The sequence below is a fragment of the Bordetella genomosp. 11 genome (assembly GCF_002261215.1).
GTDB lineage: Bacteria > Pseudomonadota > Gammaproteobacteria > Burkholderiales > Burkholderiaceae_B > Bordetella_C.
The window spans coordinates 963,234-982,266 of record NZ_NEVS01000001.1 but is presented as its reverse complement, the minus strand read 5'-3'; the positions used below and the strand labels follow the sequence as shown (position 1 = coordinate 982,266).

Here is a 19,033-nt window from a genome sequence, read left to right as displayed (position 1 = left end):
CGCCCGGCGATTCCGCCCGCCGCGGGATCGCCGGCGGGCGCGTGCCGATGGCGGTCGCGGCCTCCACGCACTTCGCGTCGATTCGCGTGTCGATTTCCGCCACGTTCGCGCGTCGTGGCAGGACGGCGCCGCGATCCCGCTTGCCGTGCACACCCGGAGACCGCTTCCATGGCATTGCAGCTCTACTTCCACCCGTTCTCGTCCTATTGCCAGAAAGCCCTGATCGCGCTTTACGACAACGGCATCGCGTTCGAGCCACACCCCCTCGAAGGGCCGGACAGTCCCACCGGCAAGCGGCTGGCCGAACTGTGGCCGATGAAGAAGTTTCCGGTGCTGCGCGACGGCGACCGTACCGTGATCGAGGCCACCTGCATCATCGAATACCTGGGCCTGTACCACCCCGGCCCGGTCCGCATGATTCCGCAGGATCCCAAGGCCGCGCTGGAAACGCGATTCATGGATCGCTTCTTCGACAACTACGTGGCCACGCCGCAGATGCAGATCGTGTTCAACCAGATCCGCCCGGAAGGCGCGCGGGACCCTTATGGCGTCGAGCAGGCGCGCACGATGCTGGACACTTCCTACGCCTGGCTGGACAAGAAGATGACGGACCGCGAATGGGCGGCGGGCGACCGTTTCAGCCTGGCGGACTGCGGCGCCGCGCCCTTCCTGTTCTACGCCGACTGGACGCAGCCCATCCCCGAGCGGTACGCCAACGTGCGGGCCTACCGCCGCCGCCTGCTGCAATACCCGTCCTTCGCGCGGGCCGTCGACGAAGCGCGGCCTTTCCGCGGGCTGTTTCCGTTGGGGGCGCCGGACCGGGACTGATCACATACCGTACGATGGCCGGCGCCGGACGAACCTTTGCTCGGTGACCGGCTCGCCCCATTGCGAGCCGGCGGCTTCTTCCGCCAACGCGAAGCCCGCGGATTCGTACAGGTGACGCGCGGCGTCCAGGCCGCGGAAGGTCCACAGATAGGTCTCGTCGTACCACTGGTCGGCGAACGCCAGGGCGCGGCTCAGCAGCGCGCGTCCCACCCCCATGCCTTGCAAGCCGCCGTCGACGATGAACCAGCGCAAATGCGCCTGGCGCGTCTCCGTATCGCCATCGATCACCACGGATCCCAGCACGCGCCCCGCCTCCGCATACAGCCACAATCCTTTGCCCGGCGCCGGCAACGATTCGGCGAAAGCCGCCAGCTCCGTCGCCACCTTGCGTTCGAAGAACACGCCGAAGCCGACCTCCGCGGCGTAATAGCGCGCGTGCAGGGCCGCGATGTCGCCGATGCAGCCGGGCAGGTAGCCCTCGACGATATTCGGGCCCCGGGTCGGGGCCGAGGTCGGGACCAGGTTCGGGTTGTCGCGAGACAAGGCGTCGCCGTACAGGCCCAGCAGCCGCAGCAAGGCCTGCTGGTCGGCCGGCACCAGTTGACGCAAGGCCTTGGAGACCTGGTCGGTCGCGAAACGATCGATGCGCGCGCGCAGGGCCTGGCCCTGTTGGGTCAGATACAGCCGGGAGGCGCGCGCGTCGGCATCGTCGCTCTCGCGCCGCAACAGGCCCATGCCTTCCAGCTTGGCCACCTGCCGGCTGGCGTTCGATTTGTCGAGCCGCAGCGTGGCAGCAAGATCGCGCGCCTGGATGCCGGGCGCAAGCCCGACTTCGATGATGGCGTGCACCGCCGAGGGCGCCAAGCCGCTGTCGGCCAGATACGGTCGCATGAAGCCCAATTCCCGTACCAGCCTGCGCGAGAGTTCGCGCAATTGCTGAATGGTCTGCTCACGCGACAATCCCACGCAGTCCGTCACGTCCATGATGTCCCCCCGGCGCGGCATCGATGGCCGCAAAAAGTTGCGTTTCGCAACCAATATACCAGAGGAATCGCCCTGTACGCGTACCTGTTCCCAGGTAAGGGGACTTGCCCTGCGACTTTCCCGGTTCACGCGCAGCGGCGGTTCCGTTCCTACCGCCTGGGCGCCGGGAACACGGGCCAGGTCGCGGCCGCAAGCAGTCCCGCCAGCAGCCACACCGCGCTCCATGATGTTGCCGCCAGGACGTGCGGGATGGCGGCGGGCGCCAGGAACAGGCTCAGGTAGACCAGCGTATTGCACATCCCCAGGGCCGTCCCGGCGCGCGCGGGACCCGCCAGCGTCGCGAGTTCGGTGTAGGCCACGCCATGCCACGCGGACACGGTCACACCCGCCGCGATGACGGCCGCCACCAGCAGCAGGGCCGGAGCGTCGGCGGCGGTCGCCAGGGCCAGCGCCGCGAAGGCCGCCGCGGCGATCAGCACGACCGTCCGCACATAGGCGCGCCGGTTGCCCCGCAGGTCCGTATGGCGGCCGCTCCAGACCCTCAGGATCATGGCGCCCAGCTGTACAACGACCATGGCGAAGGTCGTCCCGGCGATCCCCACGCCGCCGAAGTCGTGCAGATAGACCGTCGCGAAACTGAGCACCGCGAACTGCGGCGCGCACAGCACACCGATGGCCAGGACGAGACGCCGGATCGTCGGGTCGCGCAGCGGGCTTGCCTTGGGCGGCATACGCGTGGCCGGACCGGCGTCGGATTGCGCGGCACGGGCAACGCCAACGGCCGGACGCTTGTCTTCCGGCTCCGGGGGATCGCGCAGCCAGCGCCACGCCAGCAGCGCCGACCCCGCGCACATCGCCGCCAACAGGCCATAGACCGCGCCAAACCCGGCGCTCGAGGCCAGCCACGGCAACACCAGGGCGCCCAGGCCGCCGCCCAGCGGCACGGCGGTCTGCCGGATGCTCATGGCGAGGCCGCGTTCGCCTTCCTTGAACCAGCGCATGATCGCGCGTCCGCTGGAGCCGTTCACGCTGCCCCCCGCCAGGCCCACCACGCACATCAGCGCCAGCAGCCAATGGAGCGACGGGACGAAGCCGGAGGACGGCACCATGAACGCCGCCATCGCGACCAGCGCCAGCGTGGTCGCGGTCAGGCCCGCCAGCAGCACGGGGCGGTCGCCCCAGCGGTCCGTCGCCACGCCCCAGGGCAATTCCGTCATGGCCACCCCCAGGCCGATGGCGCCCAGCGCCACGCCCAGCGCGGCATCGTCCAGTCCATAGCCGGATCGCATCCACACGGCTGTCGTCGGGATACCGGCCGCCGCCGCCGAGAAACTGACGTTGGCGACAACGCCGGCAGCCAATACCTTCCAGCGATGTTCCGGCCCGTACAGTCGCCCCTGGATTGCCGGGCGAGGCGCCACGGCCGCCCCGGCCGCCTGCCCCTCCGCCAAGGCGGGACCGCGCCCGCCTGCCGCCACAGTAGCCATGGTGTCACCCTGGAACAGATTCGATGGCGACAGTGTGGACGGTTTCAATAGTTCTGAATATCACATAATATTTCCCTATTACTTCGATAAAACCGGACGTTCAGGATGCAAGTGAACCTCGACATCGCCGCGCTGCGCACCCTGGTCATCGGCATGGACCTGGGCAGCTTCGCCAAGGCCGCCGATCGCGTCGGACGCTCGACGTCCGCCATCAGCGCGCAGATCCGCAAGCTGGAAGAACAGGCCGGCGCGCCGCTTTTCCGTAAATCCGGCCGCGGGCTGGCGCTGACCGATGCCGGCGAGGTCATGCTGGACTATGCGCGACGGCTCGTGGGCCTGAACGACGAAGCGGCGGTGGCCACGCGCGGCCTGGACATGGAAGGCTGGATACGCCTGGGCCTGCAGGAGGACTTCGGCGAAACATTGCTGCCCGCCCTGCTGGGGCGCTTCGCCCGCGCGCATCCGAAAGTGCGCATCGAAGCCCGCGTGGCGCGCAATACGGAACTGCAGGAACGCTTCGATGCCGGGCAGCTGGATCTCGCCTTGCTGTGGAATAGCGCCACCGAAGCCTGCGGCGCACCCACACGAATGCACATCGACGAAACGCGTGACGGCGCACCGGAAAGTCGGCGTATCGAAGCCATGCGCCAGCGCCTTGCGCGGCCGCGCATGTGCTGGATCGGTTCGTCGGTAATGCCCTGGCGGCCGGAAGCGGGCGAGCCGCTGCCGCTGATCGCCTTCGACCGGCCCTGCATGTTCACGCAGGCCGCCACCGCGGCGCTGGACCGCGCGCGCATCCCCTGGCGCCTGGTGTTCACCAGCCCCAGCCTGAACGGCCTTTGGGCCGCGACGGCGGCCGGCCTGGGCGTCAATGTGCGCACCGCCTATGGATTGCCCGCATCGGTACGGCCGTTGGACGCGAAGGCCTCGGGCCTGCCCTCGCTGCCCACGTTACCGCTGCTATTGCTTCGGCGGCCGGGCGAGACGCAGCCGCTGGCCGACCGCCTGGCCGAACTCATCCGCGAGCACATGGACCGCGAGATCGAGCTTCAATCGCGCGGATAGCCGGCCGGCGCGACCGCGGCGCCCTGCACGCCATGGCGCTCCAGGGCATCCGCCACGAAACCCGCGCGCTTGACGTCCTCGACGTAGGCATCCAGGCAGGCGGCCACCGCGGCGCCGCGATTCCTCGCCGTGGCCATGGCTTGGTAAATGGCCATGAAGCGCCCGTCCAGCATGCGCAGGCCGCCGTGGCGTTCCGCATCCGCGCGCATCTGCTGGCGCACGCCCGCGGCGGCGTCCAGGCCGTCGCGCAGAAACACGTCCACGGCCTTGCCGGACCCGGGAGCATCCACCACCCGCGCATGCCGGAGCTCACGCGCGAGATGCAGGGCATACGCGCTGCCGGCGCCCACCGCCACGCGGCGCCCCGGCTGATCCACTTGCGCATTGCTGACGATGGCAGAGTCGGCGCGCACGACGTACACCCCTTCCATCAGCACATAGGGCGGCGTGAAATGCAGCGTATCGCCGCGCGCCGGATCGATGGCGAAGAAGCCGAAGTCCGCCTCCCCCTCCCCCACCGCTGCCACGCATACCTTGGCCGACGGCAGGACCAGCAAGTCGATGCCCACGCCCAGCCGGCGCGCCAGCTCCGTCGCCAGGTCGACGGCGACGCCGCCTGGTTCGCCCGTCGCCGCATCGGCCTTGAAAAGCACGGGATTGGCGCTATTGATGGCCGCGCGCAGCCGCCCCCGCGCGGCCAGCGCCCGCGCGCCGTCCGCGGCCGCTGCCGTGCCTGTCGTTGCCGCCGTCGTCATCGCTTATTTCTCCGCAATGCCGGCCTTCTGGATGATGGCGGGCCATTGCTTGAACTCCCGGTCCATCAAGGCCGTCAGGTCGGCGGCGGACCCGCCGATCGGACGCGTGCCGCTCTCTTGCAGCTTGGCCGCCACCGTCTTGTCGTGCACGGCCTCCATGAAGGCCTGTTCGAGCTTCTTGCGCACATCGGCCGGCACGCCGGCCGGCGCGACGATACCGATCCAGTACGTCGATTCGAAGCCGGGGTAGCCGGACTCGGCAATCGTCGGTACGTCGGGCAGCTGCGGCATGCGCTCCAGGCTGCTGACCGCGTATAGCTTCAGTTTGCCCGCCTTGACGAAATTCGCGGCCGTAATATAGGCATCCATCTTGACGTCATACACGCCGCCCACCAGGTCGGTCAGCGCGGGCGCGGCGCCCTTGTAGGGGATATGCGTCATGTCCAGCCCGGCGGCCGATTTCAGCAGTTCCATGGAGAGATGCGGGAAGGTCCCGGAGCCCGCCGTGCCATAGGACAGCTTGTGTGTCCTGGCGTACTGGATGAACTCCTTGAAGTTGTTCGGCGGCAGCGCGGGATTGGCCACCAGCAGGCCCGGCATATCGCCGATCAGCGCGATGGGGACGAAGTCCTTCTGCGTGTCGTAGGGCAGCTTTTTGTAGATCGACGGGTTGGCCGTGTGCGAGGTGGTCGCCATCAATAGCGAATAGCCGTCCGCCGGCGATTTCACGACGTTGTCGGAACCGATCACACCGCCCGCGCCGGCACGGTTTTCCACGATGACCGGCTGGCCCAGTATCTGCGATACCTTGGTCGCCACGAGCCTGCCCACCAGGTCCGTGCTGCCGCCCGGAGAAAACGGCACCACCAGGCGGATGGGATGATCGGGAAAGGTGCCCGCGTGGGCGGCGGCGCATAGCGTGCTGGCGGCCAGCAGCAAGACCGGCGCGATCCATAGCTTTTTCATGATGTCTCCTTCGTGGCGCGATCCGCGCCCTTATCGTTATATGTTTCCCCGGCGGGTCCGTCCCGGCCCCGCGATTTCGGCGCCATCCTGGCGGATGCGCCGGCCGGCGCAAGCGGCGGCCGCGCCGGAAATGCCCGCCTCAGCTGTGCGCCGGCGCCCCGTACAACGCGTCCGCGTTGGTCACCAGGATGCGCTTGCGGTCCGCCGCATCGGGCGCCCATTCGGCCAGCAAATCGAACAGGTCGCCGTCGTTCGGCATCTCGCGCCCCACCATATTGACGTGCGGCCAGTCCGATCCCCACACCATGCGTTCGGGTGCGTGGCGGATCAGCGCGCGCGCGATCGGCGTAACGGCCGCGTAGGGCATGTCCCCCTTGACGCAACGCATGGGGCCGGACAACTTGATCCATACCCGGCCGGTATCCAGCATCTTCAGCACCGTCTTGAATGCCGGCTGGTCCACGCCCTTGTCGGCGGGCACGCTGGCGAAATGGTCCAGCACGATTTTGCGATTCGGCAGGGCCAGCAACCGGTCGGCATAGGACACGATGTCCTCGCCGTGCGGATAAAAGTGAACGGGCCAGCCCAGGTTCTCGACCTGCGCCGCCATGTCCGGCAGGATCTGCGGCAGATTCGATGCCCGCCTGGCGCTGACGAAGCGCACGCCGCGCACGCCGGCCCGGTCCAGCCGCAGCAGTTCTTCATCCGAGAGTTCGTCCGGCGGCAGGATCACCCCGGCGAAACGATCCGGGAAGCGCTTCAATGCGTCCAGCATATAGCTGTAATCGCGGCCGTAGCCTCCGCCGCTGACGACCACGGCCTTGCGCAGGCCCAGGGTGTCGAGCATGCGAATGGCCGTTTCCGGCAGCGCCTCGCCGGACACATAGGGGCTTTCGGGATCGAAGGGCCATTTGTCGGCGGGACCGAACAGGTGTATCTGGCAATCCCAGCCGCCGGGAGGTACCTCCATGGCGGGCTTCCTGATGTCGGGATTGGGTGGCGGGGTCAGGTATGGCATGTACGTCTCCTGGATCTTGCCGGGTCTTGTCGTCGATGGCCCTGGCCCCGTAGTATCCTGGCTCGCCGGCATGGCGGGGTAATGCCTTCTGCGCGCGCGGCGATGCTCTTTTCTTATCGGAGTAACGATTTGCAGCTGCCTCCCCTCGAACCCAACCTGCGCAGGCTGCGCGCGTTCGTCGGCGTGGTGCAGGAAGGCAGCGTGCGCCGCGCCGCCGACATGCTGCACCTGACGCAGCCCACGGTCACGCGCGCCATCCAGAAGCTGGAACGCGAGATCGGCCATCCCCTGTTCGAACGCACCTCCACCGGCATGACCGCCACGGCCATCGGCCTGACGGCCGCGCGCCGCGCCGGGCGAGCGCTGGCGTATGTGCGTGCCGCCGAAGACGAACTTGCCCGCCTGCCGCGCGAGCCGGCCGCCGCCACGCCCGCACACGCAGCCGGAGCCGGGGTCGCATCCCCCGGCCCTGGCTGCGCCGCCCGCATCGTCCACGCGCTGACCAGCCGCCACCTGCAGGCCCTGATCGCCCTGTCCGAGCACGGCACCCACAGCGCCGCGGCGAACGCGCTGTCGCTGTCGCAACCGGCCATCACGCAGGCCCTGAGCGACCTGGAGCGCCTGGTGGGCGCGCCCTTGCTGCTGCGCACCAGCCGCGGCATGGCCGCCACCGCGGCGGGTGAAATCCTGCTGCGTCGCGGCAAACTCGCGCTGGCGGAAATCCAGGCGTGCGCCAGCGACATTGCCGAACACCTGGGCACGGTTACCGGCACGGTGGCCATCGGCGTGCTGCCCATCTGCGGCACGCTGCTGGTGCCGCGCGCGGTCAACCGGCTGTTGCGCGACCACCCGGCGCTGCACGTCGTCCTGGTCGACGGCCCCTACGACACGCTGCTGCACAAGCTGCGCGAGGGCCGGCTCGATGTCATCGTCGGTCCCCTCCGCGATCCTTCTCCCGCCGCCGATACCCGCCAGGAGGCCCTGTTCGATGGCGCGCTGTCGGTGATCGCCCGCAAGGACCATCCGCTGGCCGGCCGCTGCGGCCTGACGCTGGCCGAGCTGGGCCGCTGCGAATGGGTATTGCCGTCGCGCGAAACCCCCGCGCGCGCCATCATCGAACGCGTCATGGCCCGCGCCGGCCTGCCCATGCCCGATAACCCGGTGGAAGCGAACGCCCTGGCGACCCTGCGCGCGTTGCTGATGGAAAGCGACCGCGTCGCGATGATCTCGCGCCACCAGATCTACTTCGAAGAACGCGGCGGCATGCTGGCCGTGCTGCCCATCGAGCTGGCCGATACGGCGCGCTCGATCGGGATGACCGTGCGGGCCGACGCCCAACCGCCGGCCGGCGTGCAATCGCTGCTGGACCACCTGCGCGCGGCGGCCCGCGAGCGCCTGCTCGCCTGACACACCGGCATTGCCGGACGGACGCGGTCCCGTATCGCTCGCGGCTCCCGCCGCGCGGGGCGGATGGGCACCGGCCCGCCGCCAGCCGGGATATCATCGCGATCATCCGGCCGCCCGTCGCGCGGTCCCGCTTCCTTCCCCGTTCCCATGACGCATACGCTTATTCCGGACACCCGCTCTTCGGCGCTCGACCCCATCCTCCAACGCGTCCTGCGTGCCATCCGGCGGCGCCGCGAACACGGTTTCCATTTCGCCGGCAATTTCCTCGCGGTGTCCTTCGACCGCGTCACCGTCGACGACAGCCTGGTCAGCATGAAGGCGGAATGCCATGCCCGGGATGGCGCCATCGACGGCACCGCGCTGGGGGTACTGGCCGACCTGGCGCTGGCCGCGCCTATACGCGCCGCGCTGCCCGCCGATACCCGCCTGGCCACCGTCAACATGCAGCTGCAGCTGACGGGCGCGCCCTGCCATGCGCCCGTCACCGCACGCAGCAGCTTTCATGGCTTTCTGCACGGCGCCGCGGGCCGCCAGGCCGTCAGCCGCGTCACCCTGCACGGCGCGGGCCGGGAAATCGGCCTGGGCACGGCCACTTTCATGGTGCTGGACCTGCCGCCCGGCATTCCCATTCCCTTCCTGACGCCGGTCGATCCCGCGCTGGACGAAACGCCGCTGCTCGACCCCGACACCGATCTGGATGCCGACGAGCGCGCGCTGTTCGATTACGTCCGCATGGCCCTGGACGACAGCAGGCCAGCCAACGATTTCACGCAACGGCTGTGGGGCTACCGCGCGCATGCCCGCGAGGGCGGCGCCTCCGGCGCGCTGGCGAACGGACCGCACATCGCGAACCGCGTCGGCCACGTGCAGGGCGGCGTGCTGCTGGGCTTCGCGCAGGCGACGGCCCAGGCCGCGCTACCGGCCGACTGGGGCTTGAGCAGTATCACGGCCACCTATGTCAGCCCGGGGGAAGGCGACGAACTGAAGGCCGAGGCGGATGTCGCTCATCGGGGCCGCACCACCGCGGTCACTCGCGTCACGATTACCACCGGACAAGGCCGCCGCGTGCTGGAGGTGCTGGCCACGCACTCGCTGCGCGCCGGCGCCGCCTGACCCCACGGTCCAGCAGGCGGTCGCACCCGCCGCTATGATGGATGTTCGAAGAATGCTTACCGCCCGTATCCCATGAAAATCGCCACCTTCAACGTCAACGGCATCAACAGCCGCCTGCCCAACCTGCTGCGCTGGCTCGAACAGACCCAGCCCGACGTGGCCTGCCTGCAGGAACTGAAGGCGCCGCAGGAAAAATTTCCGGAAGGCCCCATCCGCGATGCCGGCTACGGCGTCATCTGGCACGGACAGAAAAGCTGGAACGGCGTCGCGATCCTGACACGCGGCTGCGATCCCGTGGAATCGCGCCGCATCCTGCCCGGCGACGACGCTGACGAACAAAGCCGCTATATCGAAGCCACGGTGCAAGGCATCGTCGTGGGATGTCTGTACCTGCCCAACGGCAACCCCGCGCCGGGCCCCAAGTTCGACTACAAGCTCAAGTGGATGGACCGCCTGATCGCCCATGCCGCCGGCCTGGTCGACAGCGGCCAGCCCACGGTGCTTGCCGGCGACTACAACGTCATCCCCACCGATGCGGACGTCTACAAGCCGGAGCGCTGGGTCGACGATGCGCTGTTCCGCCCCGAATCGCGCGAGGCCTTTCATAAGATGATCGCGCAAGGCTGGACGGATTCCCTGCGCACCTGCCATCCGGACGCGCGCATTTTTACCTATTGGGACTACTTCCGTAACGCGTATGCACGCGACGCCGGCATACGCATCGATCACCTGCTGCTGAATCGCGCCCTGGCGCCGCGCCTGCTGGATGCGGGCGTGGACCGCGACGTGCGCGGCTGGGAAAAAGCCAGCGACCATGCGCCGACCTGGATCACCCTGAAGCCAACCTGACTAACGGCCACGGCCCCGCGCCGGCCGCATCGGCGGCCCATTGCCCGCGCCGCGCCAGGCGGCGCGGCGCCACTGTTCCGGAATTCCGCCGTATCAATTCCGCTGGACAACGTTTATCCCCGCCTCGACAACGCTTATCGTGGTCGCCTCGAAGGTGCGCGCAGCGGCGTCCTGCCGGCGCGCCCCGCCCCGATTCATCCTTTGGTAGGAAACCGATCATGAGCAAACTCGCAGGCAAGGTCGCCGTTGTCACCGGCGCGTCGAAGGGCATAGGCGCGGCCATCGCCAAGGCGCTGGCCGCCGACGGCGCCGCCGTCGTCGTCAATTACGCCTCCAGCAAGGCCGGCGCGGAAGCCGTCGTGCAGGAAATCACCGCGGCCAAGGGCAAGGCGGTCGCCGTCGGCGGCGACGTCTCCAAGGCCGCCGATGCCAAGGCCATCGTCGCCGCCGCGGTGGCGCAATTCGGGCGCCTGGACATCCTGGTGAATAACTCCGGCATCTACGAATTCGCCGCTCTCGGCGACATCACGGAAGAACACTACCGCAAGCAGTTCGACGTCAACGTCCTGGGCGTGCTGCTGATGACCCAGGCGGCCTCCCCGCATCTGGGCGAAGGCGCCAGCGTGATCAACATCAGTTCCGTGGTGTCGCGCATCACGCCGCCCGAGAGCGCCGTCTACAGCGGCACCAAGGGAGCGGTGGACGCCATCACCGGTGTCCTGGCGCGCGAACTGGGCCCGCGCAAGATACGCGTCAATGCCGTCAACCCCGGCATGGTGATTACCGAAGGCGTGCATAGTGCCGGCATCGCCGGTTCGGAAATGGAAACCATGGTGATCGCCCAGACCCCGCTGGGCCGCGTCGGCCAGCCCCGGGATATCGCCACGGTCGCCGCCTTCCTGGCTTCGGACGATGCGGCATGGCTGACGGGCGAAACCATCACCGCCAGCGGCGGCCTGCACTAAGGCGACAGGGGCGGCGTATAGTCCCAGCTTTCGTCTACCGTCCGCCTCTCCATGCACGTCTTCGTCCAAAGTCCCACCGCCCTCGACGCGACTGCGGTGGAAAGCCTGGCCGCCCGCCTGCGGGGCACCGGCATCGTCCACCAGGGGCCGGCGGCGGCCCGGTTCACGCTCCCCGCGCAAGCGGATGCGCCGCGCGACACCTTGCATGCCGCTTGCCAGGCGATGGGACTGGACAGCGCGGTGCTGCCGCCGGGCCGCGGCCTGGCGGACTTCAAGCTCGCGGTGTTCGATATGGATTCGACACTGATCAATATCGAGTGCATCGACGAACTGGCCGATCTGGTCGGCAAGAAAGAGCAGGTGGCCGCCTTGACCGAGCAGGCCATGCAGTCCGGCAAGATCGATTACGACACCAGCCTGCGGATGCGCACCCGGCTGCTTGCGGGATTGCCGGTCAGCGCCTTCGAACCTTTGTATGACGCGCGTGTGCGTTTTTCGCCCGGCGCCCGCGCGCTGGTCGCGGGCCTGCGGCAGGCGGGACTCAAAACGGCGATCGTCTCGGGCGGCTTCGATTACTTTACCGGCCGGGTACGCGCGGAGCTGGGCGTGGATGTGGACTATTCCAACCGGCTCGCCGTCGAGGACGGCCGGCTTACCGGCGAGCTGGAAGGACAGCTCATCAACGCGCAGGCCAAGGCGCGCCACCTGGCGCGCCTCTGCGCCGACATGGGCATCCCCACGTCGGCCGCGATCGCCATCGGCGACGGCTCGAACGACCGCGAAATGATGGCGCTGGCCGGCCTGGCGGTGGGCTTTCGGCCCAAGGCCATCCTGCGTCCGCTATTGGACGTGGTCATCGACCACCTCGGCCTGGATTCGCTGCTGAACGTGCTGGCCCCGCCGCGCGGCTGATACGCCTAGGCCGGCGGCGTCGACTTCCGGTAAATCAGCTGGCCCGGTAGCAGCTTGTGTTCATTGCCGGTGCTGTCGCCCAGCAGCAGCGCGATGGCGGCGGCGATCATCTCCTCCACCGGCTGCCGTATGGTCGTCATGTCGTAGGCCGCGTTGGAGGCGACCGGGTGATCGTCAAAGCCAAATACGCGCACGTCTTCGGGCACGCGCTTGCCCAGTGCATAGCGCAAGGCGTCGATGGCCCCCGACGCAATTTCATCGTCGGCGCAGAACAGGCCGTCCAGCGCGGGATGGCGCGCCATGAGCGTCCGCGTGGCCTCGTACCCCCAGGCATAGGTGAATTCCTTTTCGAGCGCGGGCGCCGAGGGCAAGCCCAACTCGGCCACTCTCTGCATGAACCCGGCCAGCCGGTCCCGGTTGGTCGAAACGGTGGGCATGCCGCCCAGGAATCCCAGACGCCTGCTACCCGAACGGTGGAGGACATCCGCCGCCAGGCGGCCGCCACCGATGTTGTCCGTGGAAACGGAATGACCGTTCCCCACCTGCGAATACCGGTTGAACATGACCACCGGCACGCCCTGCCTGACGCAGAGGTCCGCGCCGGACGAGTTCAGCGACGCTGTCGTGATGATGACACCGCGGACCCGGTACTGCAGCACCAGGGGCATCAGGTCATCGACGGTCTGTGGCGGCGTCGCGTTGAACAATAGCGCTTGCAGCCCCACGCGATGCAGCTCGCGGGTGATCAACTCCAGCACCACCGGATACCAGGGGTTGGTGATGTTGGCCATGACGATGGCGATGATGTTGAATCTTCCGCTGCTCAAGCCGCGCGCGACAGGGTCCGGCCGGTAGTCGACAAGGTCTATGACCTTGAGGATCTTTTCGCGAATCTCGTCCGAGATCGCGCCTTTGCCCGAGACGAAGCGCGATACGGCGGCCTGCGAAACGCCGGCGAACCGGGCGACGTCCTTCTGTGTGGGGGTTTTCTTTTTCACCGTGATACTGGCATGGGGCCGCGTCCGCGCTGCCGCGCGGCCGCCGCCTGGAAATGGGTCAGGCAATTTTCCATGATTCGCGACACATCGTTGTCGTAGCGGTTGTACGCAAGGCTACCCAGGAAGGTGATCGAACCGACGGCGAACAGGCCGCCGCCCTGTTCGGCCAGGCCGACCGCCATGTGGGCCCGCACCCCTTCGTACTTGCGGGGCAGCGATGCCGCGATGGTCCAGGTAAGTATTTCTTCGGGCACCGTACGAAAAGTCGGACCGTGCCCATCCGAAATAGCCACGATCTTCAGGTAGCCGGGCGAGCCGAGTTCCGGCACCACCTGGTCCAGCTCGAAGCCGGCGGCGCCGCCGCCTGACAGGCCATGGCCGCCGAAGGACTCATCATCCACGCCCTGGAACAGCCAGGCCACGTCGGGATCGCGCGATTCCGGAGTGCGATGGTAACCGACGCCTTCGAACGCCCCCTGCACCGCGAAGCCGACGCCGCCGGTCACTTGGGGAGGGATGCCATTGCGACGCCACATGCCGCCGTAGCCGCCGTCGAGCTGATGATAGTACTCGCCCGGTTCGCTCGCCCAGGCGCGGATCCCGCCCTCGGCGCGCCGGATCTCCAGCATGTGCGGCGCCGATGCGGGGCGGGCGATCTTCCAGTAGAACCCATTGGCGCCCAGGTACATCAGGTAGCCGCCGGCTTCCCGATAGGCGACCAGCGCTTCGATCATGCGCCGCGTGTGGTATTCGGGATGGGAGCCGGTCAGCACGACATCATAGGGCGCGAGCGCGTCCACGCCCTGGTCGTCCAGGTCTTCATCGGTGATGACGTCGTAGTCGTAGCCCTTCTCGTGCAGCCAGTCGGTCAGGTGCGAATCCGCCGAAAAATGGCGCAGGCCGGAGCCGCGCGCATCGGCGAAGGTCAGATACCCCGGGCGCATCGTCAGGATGGGCCGCAGCCGCGACGACAGGCTGATGCCGGCCGTATCCTTGTGGCGGTTATAGGTGGACGCGCCGAATCGGGTGACCACATCGGGGTTGTGCGGATAGGCGCCCCATGCGCGAATGCGTTGCTCCAGTTCGCCCGCGTAATTGCCACGCGCATGATTGGCGTAGGCCTGGTAGGTCAATGTCGGCGCCAGGAACAGGATCCTCGCGCGCGGTCCGTCCGCGCCGGGCGTCACGTAGAAAGGAATGGTGTCCTTGCCCAGGCCATTGTCCACCTCCAGGCCATACACGCCGGATTTCATGCCGGGCGGTATCTCCAGGTTCAGGGCCTCCCGCCAACCGCAGTCGGCCAGGGCGTCCGCGTGGAAATACAGCGCGGCGTACTCCGCCGGGGCCCGCTTCCAGTCCTGGTTCAGGCCGGTCCACGCCGAGCCGCGCACCGCCCGGCCGGGCATATTGACCAGATCGAGGTCGGGCATGCCAGGCTGGGTGCCGGGAATGCGCGGGTCCTGCATCCCGGCGGACAGGTCCCAGGCGGCGATCAGCCGTTCCGGAAGCTGGGCAGCCGTACCCGCATCCGCGCCGACTGCCGCGACGGCATGCAGCGTGGGCGCTTCCACCAGTCCATTGAAACCCGATGCCGGATGGCCCTGCCATAACGCCCCCAGGCAGAGCCGCGTGGGTGGCGGCAGGCCCGCATCCGCCATTGCCTGCCCGGTCCGGGTCGGGATTGCGGGACCGGCGCCCGGCGTACCGGCCGGCACGTGGCTCAACGACACATCCACACGGCCTGTCTGCCTGTCCACCATCCACTGCACCGCTTGCCAGCGATCCTGCAGCGGATGCAAGCCGGTGGGCAGGTCGCGCGTCGCGCCGCCTTGGCCGTCCAGCACGCGCACGCGCAGCTCGCCCCGGTCCAGCACCAGGGCCAGGCCGTTGGTACCTTGCTCGTCCTGCAGGCTGGCGAGTACCTGCGGACTGTCGTCGCGCAACAGCGTGGGCTTGCACCGCAAGCTCAGCTTCAGGCAGCGGCCGTTGCCGTCGGGCAGCGCGGGCAGCGCGGCAAGCGCGCAGGAGCCGGAATACACCGGCTGGTCCAGGCCGGCATACTCCGCCTGCAAGGGCAGTGCCACGGGTTCGAGCTTCATGCCCGGGCCTTGCGGGTTGGGGTCCGCGCAATGGATGCGCACTACCCGCGCGCTGAATGGCCGGTTGCCTGCCGAACTGATCCGAAAGGACAGTCGTTGTCCGGGCCGCGCGCTGAAGGGGGTGACGTAGCCGACGATAGGCGGGTTTTCAGGGGATGCCGTCATGGGTGCGGATTCGTGTTGGAAATGGCGAACATGGCTTCAGTGCACCGCCAGGTATTGTTCGAGGCGCGCGGGTGTGGCGCGTGCCTCGGCGCTGCCGAAGCTGTCCGCCACCGCGCCGTTTTCCAGCACGACGACGCGGTCGGCGATGTCCAGCGCCATGTTCAGGTTCTGCTCCACGAGCAGGATCGTCAAATCGTCGCCTTTCAGCTGGTTCAGTACATTGGCGACGGCCTTGACCATGATGGGCGCGAGTCCCTGAGAGGGCTCGTCCAGCAGCAACAGGCGCGGTCCCATGGCCAGGCCGCGCGCCATCACCATCATCTGTTGCTGGCCACCGGAGAGTTCGCCGCCCTTCTTGCGCAGCAGCTCCTTGAGCAGCGGAAACAGGTCCATCAGGCGATCCAGCGTGTAAGGCGAACCGGGCCGGTAGCCGAGCATGATGTTCTCGCGCACCGTGAGCAACACGAACGGGTCGCGCGTTTCCGGCACGAGCGTCACGCCCAGCCGCGAGATGGCATGCGGACTCAGGCGCGTAATGTCCTTGCCGTCGAAGGTGATGGTGCCACTGGCGGCGCCGTTCAGGCCCATGATGGAACGCAGCGTCGTGCTCTTGCCGGCGCCGTTGCGCCCGAGCACGGCCACCACTTCCCTGTTCCCGATCTCGAACGAGACGTCGTGGATGGCCTGGCTGGGACCGTAATAGGTATTGATGGAATCGACTTTGAGCAACATGTTCAGAGTCCGAAGTAGGCGGCATGAACGGCCTGGTTTTCGGCGATCTCGGCCGCCGTGCCGGCGGCAATCAACGTGCCCCGGTTCATCACATGGATGCGGTCGGAGATCTCCATGACGACATTCATCTTGTGCTCGATCATGACGATCGTGTATTGCGGCTTGATGGCCGCGATGAAGGTCTTGACGCGCTCCGTTTCGCGCTGCGACAGGCCGGCCGTAGGTTCGTCGAGCAGAAGAATGCGCGGGCGCGTCGCCAGCGTGACGGCGATCTCCAGCAGGCGCTGGTCCCCGTAGGACACCGCGGCGGCCAGCGTGTGCTCGTACTGCCCAAGCCCGAGCTCATGCAGCAGCTGGCTGGCCTGCTCGCGCAGGGCCGTGTAGCGGTCGACCCTGCGCCACCAACCCACCCGGCCGCCCCGCGCGGCGCGATACGCCGCCAGCCAGACGTTCTCCAGGAACGTCAGTTCCAGGTACACGCTGGAGATCTGGTACGAGCGGCCCACGCCGCGCCGCGCGATCTCGTGCGGCTTGAGCCGGGTCACCGACTCGCCTTGCAGCAGGATATCGCCGCCGCTCACGGGAAGATCGCGCGTCAGCAGGTTGAACAAGGTGGTTTTGCCGGCGCCGTTGGGGCCAAGGATGCTGTGCAGCATGCCGGCCTCGAACCCTATGGACAGGTCTTCTATGACCACGTTCGCGCCGAACTTCTTCGTGACCCCGCGGGCCTCGTAGGCATACGCCGGCGCGGCGTTCGCGGACGTCATGACGGCGCTCATGGCGTGCTCCTTTGCTGGCGGCGCGCGGTGAAAAGCCCCCGCACGCGCTCGAACAGCTCGATGGCGCCGCCTTTCAGGAAAAGGACGACCAGGATGATGAACAGGCCGAACAACAGCGGCCAGCGTGCCCAGATCAGGCTGAAGAACCCCTGCAGCCAGATGAACAGCGCCGCCCCGATGATCGGGCCGAAGATCGACGACATGCCGCCGATGATGACCATGAACACCGCCGTGCCGGAGTTGGTCCAGGAAATGGCATCGATGGGCATGATGCGGTAGAGCATCGCGAAAAGCGCACCGGCCACGCCCGAGGCCGCGCCCGCCGCCACGAAGGCCAGGAGTTGCGCGCGGTAGACCGAATAGCCCAGCGAAGCGGTGCGGCGGGCATTCTGCCGCGCGGCGTTCAGCACCAGGCCCAGGGGGCTGTGCATCAGCTGGTACAGCGCGGCGAAGACGGCGACGAACAGTACCGCCGCGAAGATGTAGAAGTTCTCGTGTATCGACATATCCAGCCTGCCGAGGCCCGGTACGTCCAGGTCGGGACGGCGGATCCCGCCCAGCCCGTCTTCGCCGCCCGTGACGCTATGCCAGCTATACGCCAGGTAATAGATCATCTGATTGAACGCGAACGTCAGCATCATGAAGTAGATGCCGGTACGCTTGATGCTCATCATGCCCACCACCAGGGCCACGGCGGCGCTGCCCGCGGCCGCCAGGACGATACCCGCGACCAGCGGCAGGTCCGTGTTGATGAAGACATACCCGGCGACATAACCCCCCACGCCAAAGAAAGCGGCCTGACCGAAGGAATACAGGCCCGCCACGCTCACCAGCAAATAGGTGGCCAGCGCGAAGATGCCGTAGATCAGGATCTCCGTGGCGATGTTGATCGGCATGCAGAACGGTGCCGCGATGGCGACCGCGATGGCTATGGCGGAAACCGCATAAGTCGAGGCGATACGTTTCATCAGCGTTCCCCAAACAGGCCCTGGGGCCGGATCATCAAGGTGGCCACCATCGCCACGTAGATGAGGACGGTACTGGCGGACGGCACGAACACGGACGACACGCTCTGGATGACGCCCACCAGCACGCCGGCCGCCAGTGCGCCGTAGAGGGAACCCAGGCCGCCGATCACCAGCACGACGAAGGCAATCGAAAGCATCTCCGAACCCATGGTGGCGTTGGCACCCAGCAGCGGCAGCACCAGCCCGCCCGAAAATCCGGCCAGGCCGGTGCCCAGCGCGAACCCGGCCGTGATCAACCGGGATACGTCGATGCCGAGGCACTGCGCCATCTCGCGCTTGTCGATGCCGGCACGAATCTGCGAGCCGAGCCGGGTGCGCTCGATCAGCAGCCACACCACCGCGATGGTCAGCGCCGCCATCACCCCGTTGAAAGCCAGGTACCTGGGAAGATAGGTGAAGCCCAGGTCGAAGGCGCCCTCCAGCCATTCGGGCGCCGCCGCGCTCAGGCCCATGGGCCCCCAGATAATGATGATCAGCTGTTCCAGCACCAGCGCCGTGCCGAACAGGAAAAGCAGCTGGTACAGGTAGGGGCCGTTCATCAGACGCGCCACCCCGAGTTTTTCGACCAGCACGCCTACCGCGGCGGGAACCACGAAGGCGATCGCCAGCGCGAGCGCGAAGGGGATTCCGGCCTGCAGCGCGGCGTAGCAGGCATAGGCGCCCAGCGCGTAGAAGGCACCGTGCGCGAAGTTGGGAACGTTCAACAGCCCCTTGATGATGGAAAGTCCGAACGCGGTAAGCGCGTAGATCATCCCGATCGCAAGTCCGTTCAGGAGCTGCGCGGCTAGCAAGGAAATCATGGGTTGCCCTGATGAATAGGGCCACCCGGCGCGCTCATGCGCCGGGCAGCGTGCGAACCGGGGTGGCGGTGCGAGCCTGACGC

General features: G+C 67.7%; 18 protein-coding genes. 7 read left to right on the top strand and 11 right to left on the bottom strand.

The genetic code is table 11. The annotated features are described in order from the left end of the window. Positions 1–168: 168 nt before the first annotated feature. On the top strand, positions 169–828 hold the full coding sequence (locus tag CAL28_RS04440; RefSeq protein WP_094840164.1) for a glutathione S-transferase family protein: 660 nt from the start codon (positions 169–171) through the stop codon (positions 826–828). On the opposite strand, the gene CAL28_RS04435 is transcribed toward CAL28_RS04440, so the two are convergent. Both CAL28_RS04435 and CAL28_RS04430 read right to left on the bottom strand, forming a co-directional pair. After that, the gene (locus CAL28_RS04435) at positions 829–1,812 is read right to left on the bottom strand and encodes a helix-turn-helix domain-containing GNAT family N-acetyltransferase (protein ID WP_094840625.1); all 984 of its coding nucleotides are present in this window, start codon (positions 1,810–1,812) and stop codon (positions 829–831) included. Positions 1,813–1,961: 149 nt separating this feature from the next. After that, on the bottom strand, positions 1,962–3,299 hold the full coding sequence (locus CAL28_RS04430; protein ID WP_094840624.1) for an MFS transporter: 1,338 nt from the start codon (positions 3,297–3,299) through the stop codon (positions 1,962–1,964). 105 nt (positions 3,300–3,404) lie between these two features. On the opposite strand from CAL28_RS04430, the gene CAL28_RS04425 reads away from it, so the two are divergent. Beyond that, positions 3,405–4,364 carry a LysR substrate-binding domain-containing protein gene (locus CAL28_RS04425; protein ID WP_094840163.1) on the top strand — a complete coding sequence of 320 codons (960 nt, stop codon included), beginning with the start codon at positions 3,405–3,407 and terminating at the stop codon, positions 4,362–4,364. On the opposite strand, the gene CAL28_RS04420 is transcribed toward CAL28_RS04425, so the two are convergent. The 3 genes from CAL28_RS04420 to CAL28_RS04410 all read right to left on the bottom strand — a co-directional run bounded on the left by CAL28_RS04420 (position 4,349) and on the right by CAL28_RS04410 (position 7,103). Further along, positions 4,349–5,119, bottom strand: a complete 771-nt coding sequence (locus CAL28_RS04420; protein ID WP_094840162.1) for a transporter substrate-binding domain-containing protein — start codon at positions 5,117–5,119, stop codon at positions 4,349–4,351. The genes CAL28_RS04425 and CAL28_RS04420 overlap by 16 nt on opposite strands. A 3-nt stretch (positions 5,120–5,122) precedes the next feature. Continuing rightward, the gene (locus tag CAL28_RS04415; protein ID WP_094840161.1) at positions 5,123–6,085 is read right to left on the bottom strand and encodes a Bug family tripartite tricarboxylate transporter substrate binding protein; all 963 of its coding nucleotides are present in this window, start codon (positions 6,083–6,085) and stop codon (positions 5,123–5,125) included. A 139-nt stretch (positions 6,086–6,224) separates the two neighbouring features. Further along, positions 6,225–7,103: an amidohydrolase family protein gene (locus tag CAL28_RS04410; protein WP_094840160.1), complete on the bottom strand. Its 879-nt coding sequence runs from the start codon at positions 7,101–7,103 to the stop codon at positions 6,225–6,227. A 129-nt stretch (positions 7,104–7,232) separates the two neighbouring features. Here CAL28_RS04410 and CAL28_RS04405 point away from each other — a divergent pair, with 129 nt between their 5' ends. The 5 genes from CAL28_RS04405 to serB all read left to right on the top strand — a co-directional run bounded on the left by CAL28_RS04405 (position 7,233) and on the right by serB (position 12,349). Further along, complete coding sequence (locus CAL28_RS04405) at positions 7,233–8,510, top strand: LysR family transcriptional regulator (protein ID WP_176463869.1); 1,278 nt, start codon at positions 7,233–7,235, stop codon at positions 8,508–8,510. A 147-nt stretch (positions 8,511–8,657) separates the two neighbouring features. Next, entirely contained in the window at positions 8,658–9,623 is a 966-nt protein-coding gene (locus CAL28_RS04400) for an acyl-CoA thioesterase domain-containing protein (protein ID WP_176463868.1), read from the top strand. A 72-nt stretch (positions 9,624–9,695) separates the two neighbouring features. Next, positions 9,696–10,472 (top strand): exodeoxyribonuclease III, encoded by a 777-nt coding sequence (gene xth, locus CAL28_RS04395; RefSeq protein WP_094840157.1) that lies wholly within the window; start codon positions 9,696–9,698, stop codon positions 10,470–10,472. 218 nt (positions 10,473–10,690) lie between these two features. Beyond that, the gene (locus CAL28_RS04390; protein WP_094840156.1) at positions 10,691–11,437 is read left to right on the top strand and encodes a glucose 1-dehydrogenase; all 747 of its coding nucleotides are present in this window, start codon (positions 10,691–10,693) and stop codon (positions 11,435–11,437) included. A gap of 51 nt (positions 11,438–11,488) precedes the next feature. Beyond that, positions 11,489–12,349: a phosphoserine phosphatase SerB gene (serB, locus tag CAL28_RS04385; RefSeq protein ID WP_094840155.1), complete on the top strand. Its 861-nt coding sequence runs from the start codon at positions 11,489–11,491 to the stop codon at positions 12,347–12,349. 5 nt (positions 12,350–12,354) lie between these two features. Here serB and CAL28_RS04380 read toward each other — a convergent pair whose 3' ends face one another. The 6 genes from CAL28_RS04380 to CAL28_RS04355 are packed head-to-tail and all read right to left on the bottom strand — an operon-like array spanning position 12,355 to position 18,950. Continuing rightward, positions 12,355–13,347, bottom strand: coding sequence for a LacI family DNA-binding transcriptional regulator (locus CAL28_RS04380; protein WP_094840154.1), 993 nt, complete (start codon positions 13,345–13,347; stop codon positions 12,355–12,357). Beyond that, a complete protein-coding gene (locus CAL28_RS04375) occupies positions 13,344–15,611 on the bottom strand; it encodes a N,N-dimethylformamidase beta subunit family domain-containing protein (protein WP_176463867.1) in 2,268 nt (755 codons plus the stop codon). Before CAL28_RS04375 ends, CAL28_RS04380 begins: the two co-directional genes overlap by 4 nt. Before the next feature lie 36 nt (positions 15,612–15,647). Continuing rightward, positions 15,648–16,343, bottom strand: a complete 696-nt coding sequence (locus tag CAL28_RS04370) for an ABC transporter ATP-binding protein (RefSeq protein ID WP_094840153.1) — start codon at positions 16,341–16,343, stop codon at positions 15,648–15,650. A 2-nt stretch (positions 16,344–16,345) separates the two neighbouring features. After that, entirely contained in the window at positions 16,346–17,122 is a 777-nt protein-coding gene (locus tag CAL28_RS04365) for an ABC transporter ATP-binding protein (protein ID WP_094840152.1), read from the bottom strand. After that, positions 17,119–18,090, bottom strand: a complete 972-nt coding sequence (locus CAL28_RS04360) for a branched-chain amino acid ABC transporter permease (protein WP_094840151.1) — start codon at positions 18,088–18,090, stop codon at positions 17,119–17,121. The genes CAL28_RS04365 and CAL28_RS04360 overlap by 4 nt, the downstream gene beginning before the upstream one ends. Next, complete coding sequence (locus CAL28_RS04355) at positions 18,090–18,950, bottom strand: branched-chain amino acid ABC transporter permease (protein ID WP_094840150.1); 861 nt, start codon at positions 18,948–18,950, stop codon at positions 18,090–18,092. Before CAL28_RS04355 ends, CAL28_RS04360 begins: the two co-directional genes overlap by 1 nt. Positions 18,951–19,033: the final 83 nt, after the last annotated feature.